The organism is Bisbaumannia pacifica, assembly GCF_007989625.1.
GTDB lineage: Bacteria > Pseudomonadota > Gammaproteobacteria > Pseudomonadales > Halomonadaceae > Bisbaumannia > Bisbaumannia pacifica.
Window position 1 is genome coordinate 51,420 of record NZ_BJUK01000002.1, and the last position, 22,441, is coordinate 73,860.

Annotated in this window: 20 protein-coding genes; 9 read left to right on the forward strand and 11 right to left on the reverse strand. The window is 68.1% G+C overall.

The window, feature by feature from the left end; all coding sequences use genetic code 11:
- The first annotated feature begins 203 nt into the window (after nucleotides 1-203).
- Nucleotides 204-575, forward strand: a complete 372-nt coding sequence (locus HPA02_RS00970; RefSeq protein ID WP_146800977.1) for a DUF6746 family protein — start codon at nucleotides 204-206, stop codon at nucleotides 573-575.
- 92 nt (nucleotides 576-667) lie between these two features.
- Here the strand turns inward: HPA02_RS00970 and HPA02_RS00975 are convergent, their stop codons facing one another.
- Nucleotides 668-1,144: a hypothetical protein gene (locus HPA02_RS00975; RefSeq protein WP_146800979.1), complete on the reverse strand. Its 477-nt coding sequence runs from the start codon at nucleotides 1,142-1,144 to the stop codon at nucleotides 668-670.
- A 322-nt stretch (nucleotides 1,145-1,466) separates the two neighbouring features.
- Here HPA02_RS00975 and HPA02_RS00980 point away from each other — a divergent pair, with 322 nt between their 5' ends.
- Nucleotides 1,467-3,119, forward strand: a complete 1,653-nt coding sequence (locus HPA02_RS00980) for a methyl-accepting chemotaxis protein (RefSeq protein WP_146800981.1) — start codon at nucleotides 1,467-1,469, stop codon at nucleotides 3,117-3,119.
- A gap of 13 nt (nucleotides 3,120-3,132) precedes the next feature.
- Here the strand turns inward: HPA02_RS00980 and HPA02_RS00985 are convergent, their stop codons facing one another.
- On the reverse strand, nucleotides 3,133-3,699 hold the full coding sequence (locus tag HPA02_RS00985) for a porin family protein (RefSeq protein ID WP_146800983.1): 567 nt from the start codon (nucleotides 3,697-3,699) through the stop codon (nucleotides 3,133-3,135).
- 144 nt (nucleotides 3,700-3,843) lie between these two features.
- Here HPA02_RS00985 and pyrC point away from each other — a divergent pair, with 144 nt between their 5' ends.
- The gene (gene pyrC / locus HPA02_RS00990; protein ID WP_146800985.1) at nucleotides 3,844-4,875 is read left to right on the forward strand and encodes a dihydroorotase; all 1,032 of its coding nucleotides are present in this window, start codon (nucleotides 3,844-3,846) and stop codon (nucleotides 4,873-4,875) included.
- Nucleotides 4,876-5,035: 160 nt separating this feature from the next.
- Here the strand turns inward: pyrC and HPA02_RS00995 are convergent, their stop codons facing one another.
- The 9 genes from HPA02_RS00995 to HPA02_RS01035 all read right to left on the reverse strand — a co-directional run bounded on the left by HPA02_RS00995 (nucleotide 5,036) and on the right by HPA02_RS01035 (nucleotide 13,986).
- Nucleotides 5,036-5,461: a hypothetical protein gene (locus tag HPA02_RS00995; protein WP_146800987.1), complete on the reverse strand. Its 426-nt coding sequence runs from the start codon at nucleotides 5,459-5,461 to the stop codon at nucleotides 5,036-5,038.
- Between the two features lie 34 nt (nucleotides 5,462-5,495).
- Entirely contained in the window at nucleotides 5,496-6,380 is an 885-nt protein-coding gene (locus HPA02_RS01000) for a DMT family transporter (RefSeq protein WP_146800989.1), read from the reverse strand.
- Nucleotides 6,381-6,473: 93 nt separating this feature from the next.
- The gene (locus HPA02_RS01005) at nucleotides 6,474-7,709 is read right to left on the reverse strand and encodes an MFS transporter (RefSeq protein WP_232341076.1); all 1,236 of its coding nucleotides are present in this window, start codon (nucleotides 7,707-7,709) and stop codon (nucleotides 6,474-6,476) included.
- Nucleotides 7,699-8,259 (reverse strand): hypothetical protein, encoded by a 561-nt coding sequence (locus HPA02_RS01010; protein ID WP_146800991.1) that lies wholly within the window; start codon nucleotides 8,257-8,259, stop codon nucleotides 7,699-7,701. The genes HPA02_RS01005 and HPA02_RS01010 overlap by 11 nt, the downstream gene beginning before the upstream one ends.
- Nucleotides 8,260-8,391: 132 nt before the next feature.
- Nucleotides 8,392-9,717, reverse strand: a complete 1,326-nt coding sequence (locus tag HPA02_RS01015; RefSeq protein WP_146800993.1) for a DEAD/DEAH box helicase — start codon at nucleotides 9,715-9,717, stop codon at nucleotides 8,392-8,394.
- Between the two features lie 286 nt (nucleotides 9,718-10,003).
- The gene (locus tag HPA02_RS01020) at nucleotides 10,004-10,471 is read right to left on the reverse strand and encodes a helix-hairpin-helix domain-containing protein (protein ID WP_186809899.1); all 468 of its coding nucleotides are present in this window, start codon (nucleotides 10,469-10,471) and stop codon (nucleotides 10,004-10,006) included.
- 10 nt (nucleotides 10,472-10,481) lie between these two features.
- Complete coding sequence (locus HPA02_RS01025) at nucleotides 10,482-11,057, reverse strand: PqiC family protein (protein ID WP_146800997.1); 576 nt, start codon at nucleotides 11,055-11,057, stop codon at nucleotides 10,482-10,484.
- A 12-nt stretch (nucleotides 11,058-11,069) separates the two neighbouring features.
- Entirely contained in the window at nucleotides 11,070-12,719 is a 1,650-nt protein-coding gene (pqiB, locus tag HPA02_RS01030; RefSeq protein WP_146800999.1) for an intermembrane transport protein PqiB, read from the reverse strand.
- The gene (locus tag HPA02_RS01035; protein ID WP_232341086.1) at nucleotides 12,709-13,986 is read right to left on the reverse strand and encodes a paraquat-inducible protein A; all 1,278 of its coding nucleotides are present in this window, start codon (nucleotides 13,984-13,986) and stop codon (nucleotides 12,709-12,711) included. The genes pqiB and HPA02_RS01035 overlap by 11 nt, the downstream gene beginning before the upstream one ends.
- 164 nt (nucleotides 13,987-14,150) lie before the next feature.
- Between HPA02_RS01035 and HPA02_RS01040 the strand changes: the two genes are divergently transcribed.
- The 6 genes from HPA02_RS01040 (at nucleotide 14,151) to HPA02_RS01065 (ending at nucleotide 22,429) form a co-directional block, all read left to right on the forward strand.
- Nucleotides 14,151-15,119, forward strand: a complete 969-nt coding sequence (locus tag HPA02_RS01040; protein WP_146801003.1) for a calcium/sodium antiporter — start codon at nucleotides 14,151-14,153, stop codon at nucleotides 15,117-15,119.
- Nucleotides 15,120-15,470: 351 nt separating this feature from the next.
- Entirely contained in the window at nucleotides 15,471-16,889 is a 1,419-nt protein-coding gene (locus HPA02_RS01045) for a cytochrome ubiquinol oxidase subunit I (RefSeq protein WP_146801005.1), read from the forward strand.
- A gap of 12 nt (nucleotides 16,890-16,901) precedes the next feature.
- Nucleotides 16,902-17,903, forward strand: coding sequence for a cytochrome d ubiquinol oxidase subunit II (gene cydB, locus HPA02_RS01050; protein WP_146801007.1), 1,002 nt, complete (start codon nucleotides 16,902-16,904; stop codon nucleotides 17,901-17,903).
- Between the two features lie 4 nt (nucleotides 17,904-17,907).
- Complete coding sequence (cydD, locus tag HPA02_RS01055) at nucleotides 17,908-19,668, forward strand: thiol reductant ABC exporter subunit CydD (protein ID WP_146801009.1); 1,761 nt, start codon at nucleotides 17,908-17,910, stop codon at nucleotides 19,666-19,668.
- Nucleotides 19,562-21,367 (forward strand): thiol reductant ABC exporter subunit CydC, encoded by a 1,806-nt coding sequence (cydC, locus tag HPA02_RS01060; RefSeq protein WP_232341077.1) that lies wholly within the window; start codon nucleotides 19,562-19,564, stop codon nucleotides 21,365-21,367. Before cydD ends, cydC begins: the two co-directional genes overlap by 107 nt.
- Nucleotides 21,368-21,433: 66 nt before the next feature.
- Entirely contained in the window at nucleotides 21,434-22,429 is a 996-nt protein-coding gene (locus HPA02_RS01065; protein WP_146801011.1) for an adenosine deaminase, read from the forward strand.
- The last annotated feature ends 12 nt before the right edge of the window (nucleotides 22,430-22,441 follow it).

The window sequence follows — 22,441 nt, forward strand, 5'->3', positions numbered from 1 at the left end:
TGGTGTTGTGGGAGTCCGGCTCCGCCGGACGATTGGGCGACACCGTCGCCCTTCGGGCGAATCGCACGGAATCCGCGCTCCCACCAACCCTGTGGATCGGCGGAGGCCGCGCCAATCCGCCACGGTCGAAACTCTTGTGTGGACGGCAAGCGGCTGGTAGATTGCTAAATGCAAGTCATTTTCATTGGCAAAGAGGAGTTGCAATGAAGCACTTCATGTTTCTGGCGGCCCTGACCTTCGGGCTGGTGGGCGAGGCCCTGGCCGAGCGGGTCGATCACTTTCAGGGCGAGGCCGCTGAGACCCTGCAGGCGGCGGTGGCGAATTTCACCGAATACAATCAGCGTCTCGATGCCCTCCTGGCCCAGGAGAGCCTGAGCGACGAGGAGCTGGGGCAGGTCCATGAGCTGACCTACACCCTGGAGAATGCCCTGCAGACCATCTCCGAGGAGGTCGATGAGATGGCCGTGGAGCTCGAGGAGGTCCACCTGGCCTCGGAACGCCTGGATGGCGAGGCCGTCAAGGTCCACGGCCAGGCCTACCTGGACAAGGCCAAGACCCTGACGACCCGGGAGTGAATGATCACAGGCCCTAACGGCCATTGCCGGCACCCCGGCGCCCTTGATCACGACCGGCCCCGCTAATGGCGGGGCCGGTCTCGTTGTGCGCCTTACAAGCCGCGTATCGCCTCGAAATCGAACCAGGCTCCCTGCCAGCCCTCCTCTGTCTCGACCCTGACCCTGGCACGCCAGGACATGACCTCCTCGGTACAGACGCCCACCTGGGCCGGGCCGGCGAAGCGGCCTGGCTCGGTGCGCTCTAGCGGGAAGCGGTGCAGCCCCATCTCCATGCCGAGGCCTTCGAAGTCGACGCGGACGCGTCGCACCTCGGCGGCATCGCTCTCCACGCGCAGCGTCAGCGGCGTCAGGGCGCGAATCGGCCTCTCGCCGTCGATGGCGAAGCGCAGCCGGCTGCCATCGGCCAGGGTCGCCTGGCAGGGGCCCTGCTGAAGGTCGCAGGGAGTGTCGCTGGCTTGCCAGGCGATGCCGTCGCGGGAGGCGAGGCGCTGCATGGCATACCAGGAGGCACCGCCCAGGATCAACAGGGTCACGAGAATCAGCGTATTGAGGCGTAACGAGGTAACCATGGAATCATCAGCGATGGGTAGGGCCGAATACTCTAGCAGGTCGCTAGGATCCGTACCCGGGTGAGATTGTCGCAGGGGGCGGCAGGGCGCTTCATAGCGGGAATAACCAGGGGGCAGGGGGCCTTATCGTTACTTCGTGTTACTTTTTGCGAGGTAAGCTTAGGAGTCATATAACGACAATACCCTGACTCCTCTCCTGGCTGGAATGATTCCAAGAACAACGACCTCCTGGTGAAGTGAGCGAGTCTTTATATACGACCCCCGGACGGCAGAGACCCGCCGCGGGCTTTCGCCAGCGCTCACGCACAACCAGGTAGCTAGCATGAGAAACAATGGGTACGTCAGCCAGCGTAATCATCCCCTTGAGCCCGACGACTTCCTGATCTCCCGCACGGACCGCCGAGGCATGATCTCCTATGCCAATCCGGCCTTCGTCGAGATCAGCGGTTTCTCCCGCGAGGAGCTGATCGGTTCGCCCCATAACATCGTGCGCCATCCGGACATGCCGCCGGAGGTGTTCGCCGATATGTGGGCGACGCTCAAGCGCGGTCAGGGCTGGCAGGGTATCGTCAAGAATCGTTGCAAGAATGGCGACCATTACTGGGTACATGCCCATGTGGTGCCGCTGATAGAAAGCGGGCGTATCGAGGGGTTCGCCTCCCTGCGTACCTTCGTTCCCGAGGCGCAGATCCGGCGAGCCGAAACCCTTTACCGGGAGATGCGCGAGGGGCGCTGTGCCTATCGGGTCAAAGATGGCCAACTGCGGCGCAAGGGGTGGCTGGGGTGGTGGCAGCCCTCCCGATTGACTGGACTGCAGAGCAAGCTGATGAGCTTTACTCTGGCCGCGGTCGGCATCGCACTCGCGGGTGCCAGCCCCTGGTTCTCTCAATTGCCGGCCCTGGTCGCCTGGCCGCTGGCTGGCACGGCCCTGGCCGGGCTCCTGGTGGCGGGTTGGCGGCTGAGTCACTCCATGACTCGGGCGGTGGAGCAGGCCGGCGATTTTTCGTTGCAGATCGCCGCCGGCAACCTGGACGCTACCCCTCCCGCACCGCGCTCGGATCAACTGGGCCAGGCGGTTCGCTCCCTCGACCTGATGCGCAAGTCCTTGCTGGCGATTACCGGGGGGATTCGTCGCGGGGCCGATGTGATCGGGCCGACGGCCAGCGATATGGAGCAGAGCAACCAGGCCATGGTGGGACGGCTGGAACAGCAGGCCTCGGCGATCCAGGATACCGCCGCCAGCATGGAGGAGATCGCTTCCACCGTGCAGCACAGCGCCGATAACGCCCAACTCGCCACCGAAGCGGCCGACAGCAATGTCGCCGAGGTCGACGAGGCAGCCAAGCGCATGCAGTCCCTGGCCAGTGCCATGGAGACGATCACCCGGCAGACGCAGAACATGGCCGCCATGGTCGAGACCATCGACAATATCGCCTTCCAGACCAATATCCTGGCGCTGAATGCCTCCGTCGAGGCGGCCCGGGCCGGCGAACACGGGCGCGGGTTCGCGGTGGTGGCGGGGGAGGTGCGTAGCCTGGCGAATCAGGCCGCCGATGCCGCCAAGAAGGTGCAGCTCCTGATTGCGGAAGCGGGCAAGGGCGTGGCCTCCGGCGTGGAGCATACCCGCGATACCGAGGCGGCCATGCAGCGGATTCGCGAGGCCAGTCATCGGGTCAATGACCTGATGGCGGAGATCAGCGCCGCCGCCCGCGAGCAGAGTGAAGGCGTGACGCAGGTCGGCCAGTCGATTCATGCCATCGACCGCGCCACCCAGGAGAGTGCCGCCGAGATGCAGCGCTATCATGGGGTGACTCAGTCGCTTCGCGGCGAGGCCGAGGCCCTGAATACCAATGCGCGGGCGTTCAGCACCCGATCGGCCGCCCAACGGCCGGTCGCCGATAGGCCGAAGCTAGCCCCTGAGGCACTACCGATGGCGTCCCCGTCTCGGGAGGAGGCGGAGTGGGAGAACTTCTGAGGGCAGCCGCCCGCTAGAAGCGGTAGCTAAGGCGGGCGCTGGTGATATTGAGGTGGTCGAGGCGGTCGGCGTCGATGTATTCGTATTCGAGCCGGCCCTGCCAGGCGTTGTGCTGCACGCTGGCGCCCAGGCCGAAGGTCTGGGCGGTGCCATTGAGGGAGTCCTGTTGCCAGTCGCCTCCCAGGTGACCGGCCATATCGGCCTGCCAGCCGGCGAGCCCGGTCTTGCCGTAAAGGCTTAGCTGACCCAGGCGAAATCCCGCCATTACGGCACCTCTCAGGCTGGTGCTGTCGAGCTGCACCGGCATGCCCTGATAGGTGGTGGGTAGCTGCTCGCTCTCGAGGTAGGCGAATTCGGCGCCGATCTCGAAGCGCGGTAGGCGCGGGATCAGGTAGGCGGCGGCGACCCGGAAGCCGGAGGTGAAACCGTCATAGAAGTCGATCTCCTCGCCATCCACCTGCATGCCATTGTCGAGCTGCAGGCTAGCCTCATCCGCCTCTTGTGCCGCCGTGGCAGCGAGGGGCAGACTCAGCAGCAGGGGCAGGCAGAGCAGGGCGAAGGGGTGGGCCGGGATCGACATGGCGGGCGTCCAGGTGATGAGTCAGTGACGGATTAGTTTAGTCGACTGAAGCGGGAATACCAGAGGCGAATCGCGCGCATTCACCGCAAGGCATCCTCGGGAAGGTATACTGGGACGCCACTTTATAGCCTGACAGGATATGCCGTGAACGAGATCACCCTGACCCAGCCCGACGATTGGCATCTGCACGTGCGTGACGACGCCGTGCTCGACCGGGTGGTGCCCTACAGTGCCCAGCAGTTCGGCCGGGCCATCATCATGCCCAATCTCAAGCCGCCGGTCACCACTACCGAGCAGGCCCTGGCCTACCGCCAGCGCATCCTCGCCGCGGTGCCGGAAGGGGTGAGCTTCGAGCCCTTGATGACCCTCTACCTGACCGATAACACCTCGCCCGAGGAGATCGAGCGGGCCGTGGCCAGTGGCCAGGTACATGGCGTCAAGCTCTATCCCGCCGGGGCCACCACCAACTCCGATTCCGGCGTGACCAGCGTCGACAAGTGCGCCGATGCCATCGCCGCCATGGAGCGCCTGGGGCTGCCGCTGCTGGTGCATGGCGAGGTGACCCATGCCGAGATCGATATCTTCGACCGTGAGGCGGTATTTATCGAGAAGGTGATGAAGCCGCTGCTGGCCCGCTTCCCCGACCTCAAGGTGGTGTTCGAACATATCACCACCCGTCAGGCGGTGGAGTTCGTGGAGGCGGCGCCGAAGACCATCGCCGCTACCATTACCGCCCATCATCTGCTCTTCAACCGCAATCAGATGCTGGTGGGCGGTATCCGTCCCCACTACTACTGCCTGCCGGTACTCAAGCGCGAGAGCCATCGCGAGGCGCTGCTCTCGGCGGCTAGCTCCGGTAGCCGCAAGTTCTTCCTGGGCACCGACAGTGCGCCCCATGCCAAGGGCGCCAAGGAGAGCGCCTGCGGCTGCGCGGGGGCTTTCACCGCACCGGCGGCCATCGAGCTCTATGCCACGGCCTTCGAACAGGCCGGTGCCCTGGATCGCCTGGAGGGCTTCGCCAGCCATCATGGGCCGGACTTCTACGGCCTGGCGCGCAATACGCGCACCATCACCCTCAAGCGCGAGACCTGGACCCTGCCCGAGAGCCTGCCCTATGGGGACGAGGTGATCGTGCCGCTGATGGCCGGCGAGCGACTGCACTGGAAGCTGGCGTAACTCGCCTACTTCTTATCGCCGGCTAAAGCCCGCTCCTGCAAAATCAGTGGCCACCCAGCCTATTGTGGGAGCTCGCGGTCCGGCGTTCCGGCTGTGCCGAGCGATTGGCGCCGCAGGCGCCCCAAGCATGATCTATCATCGCCGAGGCACCGACGATGCCCTAGCGCCGGCCGCTCCGGCGCTGGCGCACCTCGAAAATCAGCGACTTGGTGAGGATGGTGAGCAGGAACATCAGCCAGCCGGCGGTGGCCAGCACATTGAACAGCAGCATCCGCTGGTCGCCGTCGAGGGGCGTCACCAGGGCCTCGAAGGGGATCGCCAGGGCCATCGCCAGGAGCAGCGGCAGGGCCACCAGATGCATCAGCATCTCGGTGCGCCGCTTGCGAATCCGATAGCGCCCCAGCATCAGCCGCAGTGGGCGGTGCCCCAGGGCGACGATCAGGCAGGTGCCGGCCAGGCAGAGTGCGGTCAGGCTCGGCATCAGGGTGCCCTGCCACAGGGAGAGGCTCACCGACCAGGCCAGGCCCAACCAGATGACCCCTTCCAGGCTGGCGATCAGGTCCCCCGAATAACGCACTCGGTTCATATCCTCTCCTTGATGCGGGGCGTCGCCTCGCCCCCTAGCGGCGCCATAGCGCCCGTACCCAGCGCCAACGGTTGATCAACAGGGCGGCGAAAATCAGCCCGCAGCCCAGTAATTGCCAGGCGGTCATGGTCTCGCCGAACCACAACGCCGCCAGCATGGCGGTCCAGACGCCCTCCAGCATCATGATCACCGCCGCATGGCTGGGGGTGGTCAGGCCCTGCGCATAGACCTGCAGGAAGAAGCGCAGGGTGCTGGCCAGCAGCACGCTGGCGGCCAGCCAGGCCAGGGTATCGCCGCCCAGGCGGTTCGGCCAGGGCTCGCTAAGCGCCGACAGCGCCGTGAGTACCAGCCCGACTACGATCAGCTGGATCGCCGTCAGGGGCAGGGCGGGGAGCTGGCGTACCACCCGCGAGTTGAGGTTGAAGAGCAGGGCGAAGAGGGCGGCCGCCGCCAGGAACAGCCACTGGCTCGCCTCCAACTGGAAGCCTCGCTCCAGGGAGAGGCAGGCCAGCCCCACCACCGCCACCGGCAGGGCGATCCAGGTGGTCTTCGGCGGCCGGTCACCAAACAGCAGGCGCGCCATCACCGGCACCAGCAGGATCCCCAGGCTGTTGATAAAGGCGCTTTCGCCCAGATGAGAGGCATGGGCCAGGCCCAGCACCCAGAAGGCGATGGCGGCGGCAAACACCAGGCCGACCCCCAGGGCGCCGCGGAATTGGGCCGGACGGCGTTTGCTGAGGCTCGACCAGGCGAAGGGCAGCAGCAGGAGTCCCGCCAGCAGGAAGCGACTGCCGATAAACAGCAACGGCGGCAGGCCGTCGAGTGCCTCCTTCGAGAAGATCCAGCCGGCGGCGGCCAGCAGAGTCACGCCAAGTAGCAGCAGGTCGGCCTTGAGGGGCGGTCGGGAGGCGGTGGTCATGACACTCCTGGCGTCGAGGGGTAAGCGTCCTTGCCGGGTCGATGATACGTGATCGGGACTAGGCCGCCCAGCGTCGCCATGCGTGGTGCCTGCCTAGCGCCGCCGCTCGTAGCGCCGGGTGATCACGGTTCCCTCGGCGTCGAACTCCAGGCGCCGATTGCGCCCGGCCAGGCAGGCGAAGACGGCGGCGAAGCCGGCGATACCCACCAGCACGGCGGTGACGGTGGTGAGGCCCGCGCCCAGTTGCAGCAGCAGCCCGATGACCAGGGGGCCCATGGCCGCCAGGGTGTAGCCGAAGCCCTGGGCCATGCCGGAAAGCTTGCCGGCCAAACGCGAGTCGCCGCTACGCAGCACGATCATGGTCAGCGCCAGGCTGAAGGCGCCGCCCTGGCCGAGGCCGAGCAGGATGGCGCCCAGCCAGCGCTGGGAGAGGGGGGCCTGCAGCAGCATCACAAACCCGGCGGTGGTCAGCCCCAGCACCACCAGCATGGCGGGGCGCTGGTCGCGGTGCAGGCGCGCGAGCCAAGGCGCGCCCAGCGCCGAGATCAACTGCACCATCACCGAGCCGGCGAGCAGCCAACCGGCTTCCCCCTCGCTCAGGCCGCGCCTCTGGAGCAGCACGGGCAGCCAGCCGAAGACGATATAGGCCAGCGACGACTGGCTCCCCATCAGCGCCGTGACCTGCCAGGCCAGGCCATGGCGCCATAGGCGCACCCGCGGGGCCTTGGGCAGGCTGCCCGGTGCCGGCGGCTTGGGGTGGGGCATTCCCAGCCGCCAGGCGACCAGGGCCGCGACGGCCAGTAGCGTCCAGCTGGCGAGGCTCAGGTGCCAGTCTCCAAGCCAATCGGCGAGCGGGATGCCGAGGCCGGCGCCCAGGGCGCCGCCGAGACACAGGGCCATGGTGTAGACGCCGGTCATCAGGTCGGCGCCCTTGGGCAGTTCGCGCTTGACCAGGGCCGGCAACAGGCTGCCGGCGATGCCGATGGCCGCCCCGACCCCTAGCGTGCCTAGGAACAGCAGCGGGGTCAGCGAATTGGCGCGCAGCAGCAAGGCGCCGGCCAGCAGCAGCAGGGCCAGCGACAGGGCGCGCTCGGGGCCCAGGCGCTTGGCCAGCCAGGGGGCCAGGGGCGCGAAGAGCCCCAGGCAGAGGACCGGCAGGGTGGTCAGGGCGCCGATCCCCAGCGGCGACAGGCCGGTGTCGGCCTGGATGCGGTTGAGCAACGGTGAGAGGGAGGAGAGGGCGGGCCTCAGGTTGAGGCCCACCAGGACCATCAGGGCGAGGAAGCCGATCAGGCGTCCCCGGGATGGCTGAGTCGGTTTAGCGGTCATTTCTGTCTCGTCGTTCGCGGCCGCCCACGGCGGCGGGGCCCGACCAGCGATTGCCGGCCTGCCCCTGCTGGGCGCCTTTTTCCGTGGTAATCCCTTCCAGGGGCTCGAGACCATAAAGCTGGCTGTGGCGCGGCGCGGCGGCCTGGGGCGTGGCCTTGGCGCGGATGCCGGCCACGTCCTCGACGCTGATCAGCCCGATGCGTCCGCCCGCGGCACTGGCCTGGGTGGTGAGGCGACCCTCGTAGGTCCAGCAGCGTTGGGGGACCCAGGAGACCTGCCAGAGACGGTCCCGCCACTGGGCCCGGTCCTGGTCGTCGATACGCAGTGCTTCCAGCGGCACCAGGGCCGCGAAGAGCCGAGAATTCAGGACCAGGCCGCTGTTGTTAAAGCTCACGGGGCCCTCGTAGCGTCCGCTGCGCAGCTTCGCCTGCCGTGCCTTGGGGCGCTCCCGGGCGGTGGCCAGGCCGCGGCCGCAGAGGTGCAGCAGGTCGTCGTCGATCTGCTTGATGACCCAGCATTCGGGGGGCTTGCCCTTGAAGAAGCTCAGCACGGAAGCTCACCTCCACCCTGGTCGGTGCGGGTGTCCTCGAGAGTTCACATTCGCACAAACTAATAGAGCTGGCCAGCGGTGGTGCCGCTGGCCAGGGAGTTCGGTCGTTTAGGATGACGCTCGGCCGGTCGCCTAGCCCTGCTGGGCCGAGCGTCGGGGCCGGCGTCGACGCGCGGGCTTGGCGGCGTCGTTATCGCGGTTGCCGGATCGACGCGCCTCGCCACCCTGGCGACGTTGCTGACCCTGATTGCGACCGCCGTTATTCCGGCCGCCATTGCCGCGGCCGCGATTGCGACCATTCTCGATCGGCTCGGGCTTGGCATTGGGGTCGGGCTCGAAGCCGGGCTCGATGCGCTTGTCCAGGTCGCGCTTGATCAGTCGCTCGATGCCCTTGAGCAGGCCGTGTTCATCGACGCAAACCAGCGACACCGCTTGGCCCTCGCTACCGGCGCGGCCGGTGCGGCCGATGCGGTGCACATAGTCTTCGGCGACGTTAGGCAGCTCGAAGTTGACCACATGGGGCAGCTCGCTGATATCCAGGCCGCGGGCGGCGATATCGGTGGCCACCAGCACCTGCAGCTCGCCGCTCTTGAAGGCGGACAGGGCCTTGGTGCGGGCCGACTGGCTCTTGTTGCCATGGATGGCCATGGCCGGAATGTCCTGCTTGCTGAGCTGCTCGGCCAGGCGGTTGGCGCCATGCTTGGTGCGGGTAAAGACCAGCACCTGGTACCACTGATGCTGGGTGATCAGGTGAGCCAGCAGCTCGCGCTTCTTCTCGCGATCGACCTTGTAGACCGCCTGATCGACGGTCTCGGCGGTGGTGTTGCGCCGCGCCACCTCGATCTTGGCCGGGTTATCCAGCAGCTTGTGGGCCAGGGCCTGGATCTCGTCGGAGAAGGTCGCCGAGAAGAGCAGGTTCTGGCGCTTCTCCGGCAGCAGCTTCAGCACCTTCTTGATGTCGTGGATAAAGCCCATGTCGAGCATGCGGTCGGCTTCGTCCAGCACCAGGATCTCGATGCGCGAGAGATCCACATGCTTCTGCTGGTGCAGGTCGAGCAGGCGGCCCGGGGTGGCCACCAGCACGTCGAGGCCGGGGCGAATGGCGTCCACCTGGGGCTGCTGGCCGACGCCGCCGAAGATCACATGGCTCTTGAGGGTCAGGTGGCGACCGTAATCGGCCACGCTCTCGCCGACCTGGGCGGCCAGCTCCCGGGTCGGGGTCAGTACCAGGGCGCGCACCTGGCGCTTGCCGGGACGCGGCCCGCCGGCCAGGCGCTGCAGCATCGGCAGGGTGAAACCGGCGGTCTTGCCGGTGCCGGTCTGGGCGCTGGCCAGCAGGTCGCCGCCACCCAGCACGGCGGGAATCGCCTGGCGCTGAATCGGGGTCGGGGTGGTGTAGCCCTGTGCCTCGACGGCACGCAGCAATTCGGCACGCAGGCCGAGATCGGTAAAGCTCATGGAAACTCCATCGACCCCGTCGCCACCCGCCGCGGCAATGGCGGCGCGGGTCCCGGGCGGCGGGGCAAGAAACGTCGGGTGACAGATGCGGCAGGAGGGACCGAAATAGGCCGCGCCGGCATCATGACAGAAAAGCCCTGAGAGTGCGAGGGTTACGCCGATGGCGACGAGGCGGTATTCGCGTGCTGCCGCAGGGTTCGACGCTAGGCGATAGGAAGTCGGCGAGGCGTCGGGGCGTGACTAACGCCGGCGCCTAGGGGGTAGGGGACGCTCCGGAGGGGAAGGCTTAGTCTGCCTCGCCTTGCCCCAGGGCGCGGAGGATCCGCGCCCGGTGCCCGGCATTGAGGCCGGGCACCTCGGCCAGGCCTGCCTCGTCGCTGGCCTGCACCTGCTCCGGGGTGACCAGCCCATGCATGAAGAGGCGCCGGGCCAGGGTGGGGCCGATGCCATCCAGCCGGGTCAGCGGCTCGGCATGCTCGTCTAGATAGGCCTGGCGGCCCGCCTGGTCCAGGTCGTCACAGCCGCCTTCGCGATAAAATGCCAGGGCCAGTTCGGCGAGATGGCGGCGGGCGCGCTCGATGCCCGCGTGGATTGCCTCGGGCAGTTCCGTGCCGGCTTCCAGGGTGGCGAGTCGCACCCGGGCCATGCTCAGGCCATGGCGACGGGCCTCGGGCTCGGCCCCCTCGGACACTTCGAGCTCCTGATACAGCTCGCGGATGCCCTGCAGGAGGGCGTTGAGGCGATGCTCGTCCATGGTGGTCTCCTCAGGAGTCGGCAGATAGGTGGAGGGCCAGCGCCGTCGCCAGCTGGTCGGCCACGGCGTCCCAGCTCGCGCCGAGGGCTCGCACCAGGGCCGGGTAGCCATCATCGGCCAGGGGGCGTTCGGCGTGGAAGCGCCCCCGGGCCAGCGGCTGGCCCGCTGCGTCTTCCAGGCGCCAACGGCCATCGGCGATGGCCATTCCATCATAGCGTCCCTCGAAGCGCTCCACCGTCAGCAGCAGGCGTGGCGCCGAGGCATCGCCGCCCTGGGCCAGGGCCACCTGGGTTCGGGGGAGGCGTTCGGCGAGGCGGTCGCGTAGCCCCCGGGCCAGGTGCGGGCCCGGGGCCTCGATCCAGCGATGCTCGCGGGCCTGGTGGCGACTGATATCGTCGAGCTGCAGGACGATGCCCTCCTGATTGAGGTACTCCACCAGCTGCAAAGGGGCGATCAGTAGTCGGGTCTCCCCGGCGGTCGTTGTCGGCTCGGGGCCGGGCAACGCATAGCGCTGGGTCGGGGCGCCGCCGCTGGCGCAGCCGGCCAGCAGGACGAACAGCAGCAGGGGCAGTAGCAGGTGTCGCATAAGACCTCCTTGTCAGGGCCTGGGGGCGCGGGGTTGGGGATCGCCATCGTTGCCGCGGTCGAAGAGCAGCGCCCGGGGATCCTCGTCCAGGGTACGAATCACCGGCTGCATATCGCGCATCAGCCGCTCAAAGCGCTCCAGGGTGCGCAGCAGCTCCTGGTAGCCCTCGCCCTGGGGCGAGACACCCTCGAGGGTCTGCTGTAGGCCCTCTAGGGCGCGATTGACGTTGCCCGGCAGGGCCTGGGTCTCGGGGCTGTCGACCAGGGCGCCGACCCGCTCGGTGAGTTCGCGGACCTCCGCCACCAGCGCTTCGGTGCCGGCCAGGTTCGTGGCCAAGCCGTCGAGAATGGGTTCCACCTCCAGGGCGTTGAGCTTGTCGAGTAGGCTCGAGACCTTCTGCTCGATCTGTGCCAGGCCCCCCGAGATGGTGGGAAAGACCTGGCGTGACTCGAACTCCTCAACCGCATAGGGCTCGCCGTCTTGGTGGAAGTTGATATCCACGAAGAGCGCGCCGGTCAGCAGGTTGCCGGCCTTGAGGGTGGCTCGCAGGCCGAGGCCGAAGAGTCGCTCGAAGCGCTGGCGCCACTCCTCCAGGTCGAGCTCGCCCTCCAGGCCCAGGCGCTGGGGCTCGATACGGATCAGCACCGGGATGGCGAAGCCCTGGCGCCCCTCGGGCTGGGGGGCGCTGAAACGCCAGGGCACCGCGGCCACGGTGCCGATACGCACCCCGCGAAATTCCACCGGGGCGCCTCGGGAGAGGCCACGCACGGTGTCATCCACCAGCAGCACATACTCCAGGTAGCGATTGAAGGTGCCCTGGCGGGCGTGCTCCTCGTCCGGGTAAAGGATAAAGGAGGCATCCTCGCCGACCGCATGGCCCAGGGGCAGGTCCTCGAGCACGCCGAAGGTGACGCCGCCACCGAGCAGTGACTCCAAGGAGGCGACGTTGACGCGGAAGCCCTCCGAGTCGAGGCGCAAATCGACGCCGCTGGCGGCCCAGAAGCGGGTGCTGTCGGTGACTAGGCTATCGTAGGGGCTCTCGATAAATAGGCGATGGCGCATGCGGCGTGCCTCGGGATCGAACTCGGCGCTCTCCACCCGGCCCACGGTGTAGCCCTGGTAGGTGACCGGGTCGCCGATACGCAGGGAGTTGCCGAGCTGGCTGATCAGGGTGATGCGCAGACCCTCGGCATCGGCGGGCGACGCCGGGGGCAGGTCGAGAACCCGGAAGTGGCGCTGGGCGACATCGCTGCTGCCGGGCTGCAGCTGCAGGTAGGCCCCGGATAGCACCGTATTCAGCCCGCTGATGCCCTCGCGGCCGATGCGTGGCTTGACCACCCAGAAGCGGGTGTCCTCCACCAGCATGCGCTCGCTGCCGGGGGAAAGGCGAGCGGTAATCTCGGCATGGCTCAGGTCGTCGGAGAGCTCGACCCGATCGACCCGGCCGATATCCACGTTGCGGGTCTTGATCAGGGTGCCGGCCTCAATGCCCTCGGCATTGGGGATTTCAAGGGTGATCTGGGGGCCGCGGCGGCTGTAGTTGTCGTAGATCAGCCACAGGCCGATCATCACGGCCACCAGGGGCACGATCCAGATCGGCGAAATCCGCGCCTGGGCGCTGACCCGGGCGCGCGTGTCGTCCTGACGGGAGCTAGCGGTCATGGGCAACTTCCTCGAGATGTTGGGGGCGCGAGTGGTCCGGGCCGTCCCAGATCAGTCGGGGGTCGAAGGTCATGGCGGCCAACATGGTCAGCACCACCACGCCGGCGAAGGCCAGGGCGGCGGGGCCGGGGGTGATCGACATCAGGCTGCCGGCACGGATCAGGGCCACCAGGATGGCCACCACGAAGACGTCGACCATGGACCAGCGGCCGATCAATTCGGTCAGGCGATAGAGCCGGGTGCGCGTCGAGGCATGCAGTTCGTCGCTGTGGCGAACCGCCAGGCAGAGCCAGGCCAGGGCCACGACCTTGCCCACCGGCACCAGGATGCTGGCGACGAAGATCACCGAGGCCACCGGCCAGGAGCCCATCTGCCACAGGTCCACCACCCCGCCGATAATGGTCGAGGGCTGACTATGCCCCAGGCTGGTGGTGGTCATGATGGGGTAGAGATTGGCCGGCAGGTACATCACGCAGGCCGCCGCCAACAGTGCCCAGGTGCGTTGCTGGCTGTGCGGCAGGCGGGCCCGCAGGCGTTCGCCGCAGCGTCGGCACTGACCTCGACCGCGCTCGTCCAGGCGGCCGATCAGGCCACAGGTGGGGCAGCCGGTGATGCCCTGGCCGGCGGCCCGCTCGCCGGGGCGCGTGCCTTGTGGGGCGCGGGGTTCGCCGGCCAGGGTAAACCACATCCAGTCGCCGTCGATGGATTGTGTGGTCATCAACAGCAGCACGGCGAAGGCGCAGAAGGCCCAGAAGGCGGTGCCCAACTGGACCTCCGCCATGCCGGCGATCTTAATCAGGCTGACCAGGGCGCCGATGATAAAGACGTCGGCCATCATCCAGGGATTGAGGTGATCCAGGGAGCGCGCCAGGGCGCGACTGCCCGGCCAGGGGGCGCCGCGCATCAGGCCGCTCTGCAGCCAGATGACCCCGAGTAGGTAGACCGCCGGCAGCACCACGATGGTCAGCAGCACCACGATCGCCACCAGCGGCTGGTGGAAGCCGATCAGGGTGGTGGCGGTCTGGGTCAGCTCGATGCGGTTGCCGATGCCACCGACCTGGAAGCTGACGAAGGGGAAGCTCACGCCCAGCGCCAGTGCCACCAGGGCGGCGACGGCCAGGGCCAGGCTGCGTTGAGCGGCACGGTAGTGGCGACGCACCAGGGTATGGCCGCAACGCGGGCAGTCGGCCTTTTCGCCGGGACGCAGTGGTGGTAGTGCGGCGACCCAGTCGCACTCGTGACAGGCGCGTAGCCGGCGTGGCGGCAATGTGGCACCATGCCGCGGCTCGTCGAGCGCGGCCTGGGCGGTCGAGGCCTGTGGCGAAGGCGGCGATGGCACGGCAGGCGTCCTGAGTGGGTGGTCGGGCTATGGCTGCCATTATGCAAGGTCGCCGGGGTTCTACAACCAACGCTAATGCGAAAGGAGAGATCATGTTGCTTTGGTTAGGCGCCGTGGCGCTGGGTCTGGTGGTACTGGTGTGGAGTGCCGAGCGGTTCGTGGCCGGGGCCGCGGCTACCTCGCGTCACCTGGGGTTGCCGCCGTTGGTGATCGGCATGCTGGTGCTGGGCTTCGGCACCTCGGCGCCAGAGCTGGCGGTCTCGGCCTTGGCGGCGGGACAGGGCAACCCCGGGCTGGCCCTGGGGAACGCCTATGGCTCGAATATCGCCAATATCGGCCTGATCCTCGGCCTGGTGGCGCTGATTTCGCCGCTGGCGGTGCACTCTCGGGTATTGCGCCGGGAACTGCCGATCCTCGGCGCCATTACCCTGCTGGCCCTGTGGCAGCTGCGCGATGGGGTGGTGGGGTATGGCGATGCCTGGCTGCTGCTGGGGCTGCTGGCGGTGTTTATCGGCTACAGCCTGTGGCAGGGGCGCCAGGCCGATAGCCTCGGCGACGAGACCGAAGAGCTGCTCAACGAGGCCCCCATGGCCCTGCCCAAGGCCCTGACCTGGACCCTGATCGGCCTGGTGCTGCTGGTGGCCAGCTCGCGGCTGCTGGTATGGGGCGCGGTGGAGATCGCCGAGAGCCTCGGCGTCAGCGACCTGGTGATCGGCCTGACCATCGTCGCGGTGGGTACCTCCCTGCCGGAGCTGGCGGCCTCCGTCAGCGCCCTGCGGCGGCGCGAGCACGACCTGGTGCTGGGCAATGTGGTGGGCTCCAACCTCTTCAATACCCTGGGGGTCGTCGGCCTGGCGGGGGCGATCGCGCCCATCGATGCCGGCGCCGAGGTGATCATGCGCGACTGGCCGGTGATGGCCGCCATGACCCTGCTGATGGCCATCTTCGCCATCGGCTGGCGTGGGCGTGACGGCCGCATCAACCGCGTCGAGGGCGCGACCCTGCTGGCCATCTATGTGGCCTATCTGGGCTACCTGGCCTGGCTGCTGGGCGCCGCCTAGGTCAGTCCGCCAAGGTCCGGCCCTTGGGCGGGCAGCAGCGCCTCTTCTGGCCTTCGCGCGCCGACTTTTCAGGCGCTGGCCGAGTCAGTCCGCCGAGCGTGGTTCGTCGGCGGGCAGCGGCCCCCGCCACGCCTTTTCGGCTTGCGCGAGGGGCCGTGCGGCAATCGACCACAGCCGAAATCCCGCCAACTGCGGCAACCGGACACACCCTTAAGGGAGCGAATCCATTCCCCCTGATGCGTCAGGGGCCTAGCATAAGCAGATCGAAATAGGCTCGCCTACGACGCGAACCGAATTTGTCACTAGGCTCAATTAGCGTCATCGGCTTACGTCGCCAGCAGGGAGACAACCATGGAGCTCGACCCCTTACTGCTATCGCGAATCCAGTTCGCGTTCGTGGTGTCCTTTCACGCCATCTTCCCGGTCTTCACCATCGGCCTGGCGTCCTATATCGCCGTGCTGCATGGGCTCTTCTACAAGACCGCCAACCCCGCCTGGGAGCGCCTGGCGGTGTTCTGGACCAAGGTCTTCGCCGTGGTCTTCGGCATGGGAGTGGTATCGGGCATCGTGATGTCCTTTCAGTTCGGCACCAACTGGAGCAACTTCGCCCAGGCCTCGGCCAACTTCCTCGGGCCGATGCTCAGCTATGAGGTGGTGACCGCCTTCTTCCTGGAGGCCGGCTTCCTCGGTGTGCTGCTCTTCGGCCGCGGCAAGGTGCCCCAGGGGGTGCATCTGTTCGCCGCCATCATGGTGGCCGTCGGCACCTTTATCTCGGCCTTCTGGATCCTCGCCGCCAATAGCTGGATGCAGACGCCGGCCGGCGTCGAGCTGATCGATGGGCGCTTTCACGTGGTCGACTGGAGCGAGGCGATCTTCAATCCCTCCTTCTCCTACCGTTTCTCCCACAAGGTGCTGGCCTCCTTCCTGACCGGTGGCTTCGTGGTGGCCGGGGTAAGCGCCTGGTACCTGCTGCAGAAGCGCGACGTGGAAGCCAACAAGAAGGCGCTCTCCATGTGCCTGTGGCTACTGCTTGTCCTGGCGCCGGCCCAGGCGGTGGTGGGCGACTTCCATGGCCTCAATACCCTGGAGCATCAGCCCACCAAGGTGGCGGCCATGGAGGGTAACTGGGAGACCTCGAGCCATGTGCCCCTGCTGCTGTTCGCGATTCCCGATCAGGCCAACCAGACCAATGCCGTCGAGATCGGCATTCCCAGCTTGGCCAGTATCATCCTGCGTCACGACCCCGAGGGGGTGGTGCCGGGGCTGACCGAGGTGGCCCCGGAGGAGCAGCCGCCGGTCTGGCTGGTGTTCTGGTCATTCCGGGTCATGGTGGGCCTGGGCCTGCTGATGATCCTGGTGGCGGTGGCCGGCCTCTGGCTGCGTCGCGGCGGCCGCCTCTACGAGCATCGCGGCTTCCTGCAGCTGCTGCGGCTGATGAGCGTGACGCCCTTCGTCGCCGTGCTGGCGGGCTGGTTCGTCACCGAGACCGGCCGGGCCCCCTGGCTGGTCTATGGCCTGATGAACCAGGCCGAGGCGCTGACCCCGTCGCTGACCGGGGGCATGGCGCTGTTCACCCTGATCGGCTATGCGGCGGTCTATGCGGTGGTGTTCTGGGCGGGGGTCTACTACCTGACCCGAGTGGTGCGCCAGGGCATGCAGGACGGCGAGGAGATCCAGGGCGAGGTGGAGCGCCCGATGCGACCGCTGTCGGCCAGCCACACGCCCTTCGACGATGGCCCCGGATCCGCGGCCCCCGGTACGCAACACTAAGGAGACGACAGCATGGGTGGTATCGATCTGGCAATCATCTGGGCCGTGATCATCGGTTTCGGGGTGATCATGTACGTGCTGATGGATGGTTTCGACCTGGGGCTCGGGATTCTCTTCCCCTTCGCCCCGGACGAGGCGGCCCGGGACGTGATGATGAACTCGGTGGCGCCGGTCTGGGACGGCAACGAGACCTGGCTGGTGCTGGGTGGGGCCGGCCTGCTGGGGGCCTTCCCACTGGTCTACTCGGTGTTCCTGCCGGCCCTCTATATCGGCGTCTTCCTGCTGCTGGCGGGGCTGATCTTCCGCGGCGTGGCCTTCGAGTTTCGCTTCAAGTCGCGGGCCAACCGCCACTGGTGGAACCGCGCCTTCTGCTGGGGCTCGGCGGTGGCCGCCTTTGCCCAGGGCGCCGTGGTGGGGGCCTATATCCAGGGCTTCGCCGTGGAGGACTTCGTCTATGTGGGCGGGCCCCTGGACTGGCTGACCCCCTTCAGCGTGCTCACCGGGTTCGGCCTGATGGCCGGCTATGCGCTGCTCGGCGCCACCTGGCTGATCATGAAGTCGGAAGGGCATGTGCAGGCCTGGGCCTATCGCATCACCCCGACCCTGCTGGCCCTGGTGCTGGCGGTATTCCTGATCATCAGCCTGTGGACGCCCTTCGTGAACCCCGACGTCTGGGAGCGCTGGTTCGGCCATATCCAGCTGATCTGGCTCTTCCCGGTGCTGGCCCTGGGCTGTGCGGTGCTGATCTACCAGGCGGTGCGTAGCCGCCGCGAGGGGCTGCCCTTCGTGGCCACCGTGGGCCTCTACATCTTCACCTACCTGGGCCTGGTGGTCAGCAAATGGCCGGTGATCGTGCCTCCCAACTACACCATCTGGGACGCCTCCTCGGCACCGGAATCCCAGCTCTTCCTGCTGATCGGGGTACTCTTCGTGATCCCCATCGTGTTGACCTATACCGCCTGGACCTACTGGGTCTTCCGCGGCAAGGTCAAGGTGGGTGAGGGGTACCATTAAGCCCATGGCGGAGTCCCTGACGCCGCGCCGCTGGCTTGCCGGGCTGGCGGCGGGGGAGCGCCGGCGCCTGAGCCTGGCCACCCTGGCCGGCCTTGGGGTGGGGCTGGCGACGCTAGCGCAGATGGTGTTGCTGGCCTGGGTGATCTCAGACCTGCTGGTGGCGCATCGCTCCCTGGCCGAGTTGTTACCGGCGTTCCTGGCCCTGGCGGCACTGTTGCTGGTTCGCGCCCTGCTGCAATGGGGGCAGGAGGCGCTCTCCCAGGCCGCCAGCCTGGCGATTCGCCGCCGCGCCCGGGCCGTGCTCCTCGATCACCTCACCGCCTTGGGGCCGGTGGGGCTGGCGGGGCGCCATAGCGCCGGCCTGGCCTCCCAACTGGTGGAACAGCTCGAGGCCCTGGACGGCTACTTCGCGCGCTTCCTTCCCCAACTGCGCCTGGCGCTGCTGCTGCCGCTGACCCTGTTGGCGGTGGTGTTCTGGCTCGACTGGCTGGCGGCGCTCTTCCTGCTGCTGGCCATGCCACTGATTCCCCTCTTTATGGCCCTGGTGGGGATGGGCGCCGAGCGGCTCAATCGCGAGCAGTTCGCCGCCGTGACCCGCCTGGCCGGCCACTTTCTCGACCGCGTTCGGGGGCTCGCCACCCTGCAGCTCTTCGATCGCACCCGGGCCGCCACCGAGGAGGTCTACGTCGCCGCCGACGAGTATCGGGGCCGCAGCATGAAGACCCTGCGCCTGGCCTTCCTCTCCTCGGCGGTGCTGGAGTTCTTCGCCTCGGTGGCCATCGCCGTGGTGGCCATCTACGTGGGTTTCGGGCTGCTAGGCTATATCGACTATGGCCCCTCGCCGCGGCTGACGCTGTTCAGCGGCCTGCTGATCCTGCTGCTGGCGCCGGAATTCTTCCAGCCGCTACGCAGCCTGGCCCAGCACTATCACGACCGCGCCGCGGCCCTGGGCGCCGCCGAGTCGCTGGTGGCCCTGCTGAAAGAAACGCCGCCCCGGGACGCCACGCCGTCGGCGCTGATCTCGCCCGATCATCTGCTTGAGTTGCAAGGGGTGAGCCTCGCCTATCCCGGGCGAGGCCTGGTGGTCGGTCCGCTGGATCTCGCCGTGGGTCGCGGCGAGATCCTGGCCCTGGCCGGGCCTTCCGGGGCGGGCAAGTCGAGCCTGTTGCGCCTGATGGCCGGCTTTATGGGCCCGGCCGAGGGCGATTTGCGTCGCGATGCCGTGCCCCTGGCCTGGATGGATCAGCGACCGCTGATCCTCCAGGGCAGCCTGGCGGAGAACCTGCGTCTGGCGGCACCCAAGGCCACCGATGAGGCCATGACCGAGGCGCTGCAGCGGGCCGGTCTCGGCGAGCTCTTGGCGCAATTGCCGGAGGGGCTGGCGACCCGGGTGGGAGAGCGTGGCAGTGGGCTATCCGGTGGGCAGGCGCAGCGCCTGGCCCTGGCCCGGGTCTTTCTTTCCCGGGCACCGCTGGTGCTGCTGGACGAACCCACCGCCAGCCTGGATGCCGACAGCGAGGCGGCGGTAATCCATGGCCTTCGGGCCCTGGCCGCCGAGGGGCGCACGTTGGTGGTGGCGAGCCATCAACCGGCCCTGCTGGCCCTGGCCGATCGGGTGATTCGCCTGGACAGTGGCACGATGCCGGAGGAAGAAGGTGATGACCGAGTCGTCGCGGCGGCATTCGATCACGACCCAGCCGGCCCTGCCCGACTGGGTGATTCGCCTGGACGAGGGCGCGACACTGGAGAGGGCGGTGATGAGTAACCCTTCGCTATGCCAGACCCTGGCGCCTTGGCTGCGGCTACTGGGGCGACGCCGCCGGCGCCTGCAATTGGGCGCCCTGTTGCTGCTGGCCACGGTGGCCTCGGCCATCGGCCTGCTGGCGTTGTCCGGCTGGTTTATTACCGCCACGGCCCTGACCGGCATGTTGCTGGCGGCCGGGGTGGCAGCGAGCCTGGATGTCTATGTCCCGGGTGGCGGGATTCGCTTCTTCGCCGTGGCCCGCACCGTGGCCCGCTATGTGGAGCGCCTCTATAACCACGACAGCGTGCTGCGACTGCTGGCGGATCTGCGCGCTCGGCTGTTCGCGGTACTGGCCGGCCTCGATGGCCATTCGCTGGCCCGGCGCCGGGCCAGCGAATGGCTCAATCGCCTGACCGCCGATATCGATACCCTGGATGGCCTCTACCTGCGCCTGCTGGCCCCGCCCGTGGTGGCGCTGCTGGCGATCCTCGGGGTGGCGGGTTTCCTGGCCCTCTTCGTTCCCATGATCGGCGCCTGGGTGGCATCGATCCTGCTGCTGGCCTGGTGCTGGTTGGTGGTGGGTCAGGCCCGTTGGGGGCTGGCCCCCAGCCGGCGACGGGTGGCCAGCCTCGACCAGTTGCGCGGGCAGGCGGTGGAGACCCTGCAGGGCCTCCCCGAGTTGGTCGCCTTCTCTACCCTGGAGCGGCAGCGGGCGCGCCTGGAGGCGGAGGAGGCGGCGCTCTATGCCGACCAGTGGCGGCTGGGGGTACGCGGTGCCTTCGGTACGGCCCTGGTAGGGCTGGTGGTCGGCGGCACGGCGCTGCTGGCGCTATGGCTGGGCGCCTCGGCGTTTCAGGCCGGCCAGGTGTCGGGGCCGGTGATGGTGATGATGCCCCTGGCATTGCTGGCCATGGGGGAGGCCCTGGGGAGCCTGCCCGCGGCCTTTACCCAGTTTGGCGCCAGCCTGGCCGCCGCCGAGCGGCTCAATGCCCTGGAAGCGGCGCCACCCGCGCCGCTGGGGGGCGCGCGGCCCTTGGGGGGCGAGGTGCCGGAGCTCGTGCTGGACAAGGTCGGCCTGCGCTACCCGGGGGCCCTGACGTCGGCGCTGCACGACGTCACCCTGCGCCTTGCCCCGGGCGAGCGCATCGCCCTGCTGGGGGCCTCCGGTGCCGGCAAGTCGAGCCTGGCGGCGCTGGTGGCCGGGCAGCTATCGCCAAGCGCCGGTCAGGTAAGTGTGGCCGGGACGCCGCTCGGCGAGCTGGCGCCCGCGGCCTGGCGGGAGGCCCTGGCCTGGCAGACCCAGCGCCTGGAGCTCTTCGATGACAGCCTGGCCGCTAACCTGCGCCTGGCCGCCCCCGACGCCGATGAGGCGGCGCTGAGGCGGGTGTTGGCGCTGGTGGAGCTGGACGACTGGGCCGCGACCCTGCCCCAGGGGCTGCAGACCCGGGTCGGCGAGAGCGGTGGCCTGCTCTCGGGGGGGCAGGCGCGGCGCCTGTCGCTGGCCCGGGTGCTGCTGCGCGAGCGGGCCCGTATCGTGATCCTCGACGAGCCGTTCGCCGGGGTCGATGCGGCCATGGCGGCGCGCATCGCCGCGCGCCTGGACGCCTGGCTCGAGGGACGCAGCCTGCTCTATCTGATCCATCAATGGCAGGACGCCGCGCCGCTACCCGGCATCGAGCGCGGCTACCGCCTGGTGGAGGGGCGGCTCGAGAGCGTTTGACGCAGAAGCTTTGCGCAGGTGGTCAAGATCTAGCAGGATAGGACAAAGCCCAACGAGGAGATGGCCATGCGAGACTTTTTGACCCGTCTGCCCAAGGCCGAGCTGCACCTGCATATCGAGGGCACCCTGGAGCCCGAGCTGATGTTCGAGCTGGCCGAGCGCAACCGGGTGCGCCTGCCCTATGCCGACGTGGAGGCGGTCCGCCGCGCCTACGACTTCGACGACCTGCAATCCTTCCTCGACCTCTACTACCAAGGCATGGGCGTGCTGCAGCGCCGCGAGGACTTCCACGAGCTGGCCATGGCCTACTTCCGCCGCGCCCATGCCGAGGGCGTGGTGCATGTGGACCTACACTTCGATCCCCAGGCCCACCTGGCCCGGGGCCTGCCCCTGGCGGTGCCGGTGGAGGGCCTCTACCGGGCCATGCGCGACGCCGAGCGGGAACTGGGCCTCTCCACGGGACTGATCCTGGCCTTCCTGCGCGACCGCCCCGCCGAGGAGGCGATGGACGTGCTGGAGGCGGCCTCCCCCTACTGGGAGCTAATCGATGCCGTGGGCCTGGATAGCGCCGAGATGGGGCACCCGCCGAGCAAGTTCGAGGCGGTGTTCCGCCGCGCCAAGGAGCTGGGCCTGCCGCGGGTGGCCCATGCCGGCGAGGAGGGGCCGCCGGCCTATATCCGCGAGGCCCTGGATCTTCTCGAGGTATGTCGTATCGACCACGGGGTGCGGGCCATCGAGGATCCCGAGCTGATGCGCCGCCTGGCCGCCGAGCGCATCCCGCTGACCGTCTGTCCGCTCTCCAACCTGCGCCTCCGGGTGGTCCGGGAGCTCGGCGAGCTGCCCCTGCCGCGACTCCTCGAGGCGGGCCTGGTACTGACCCTGAACTCCGATGACCCCGCCTACTTCGGCGGCGGCGTGCTGGACAACTACCTGGCCTGCCAGCAGGCCTTCGGCTGGGACGAGGCGACGTTCCTGGGCCTGGCGCGTAACGCCCTGGAGGCGGCCTTTATGCCCGAGCCGCGGCGACGAGAGCTTCTGGCACGCCTCGACGAGATGACCTAGAGCGATGAGTTA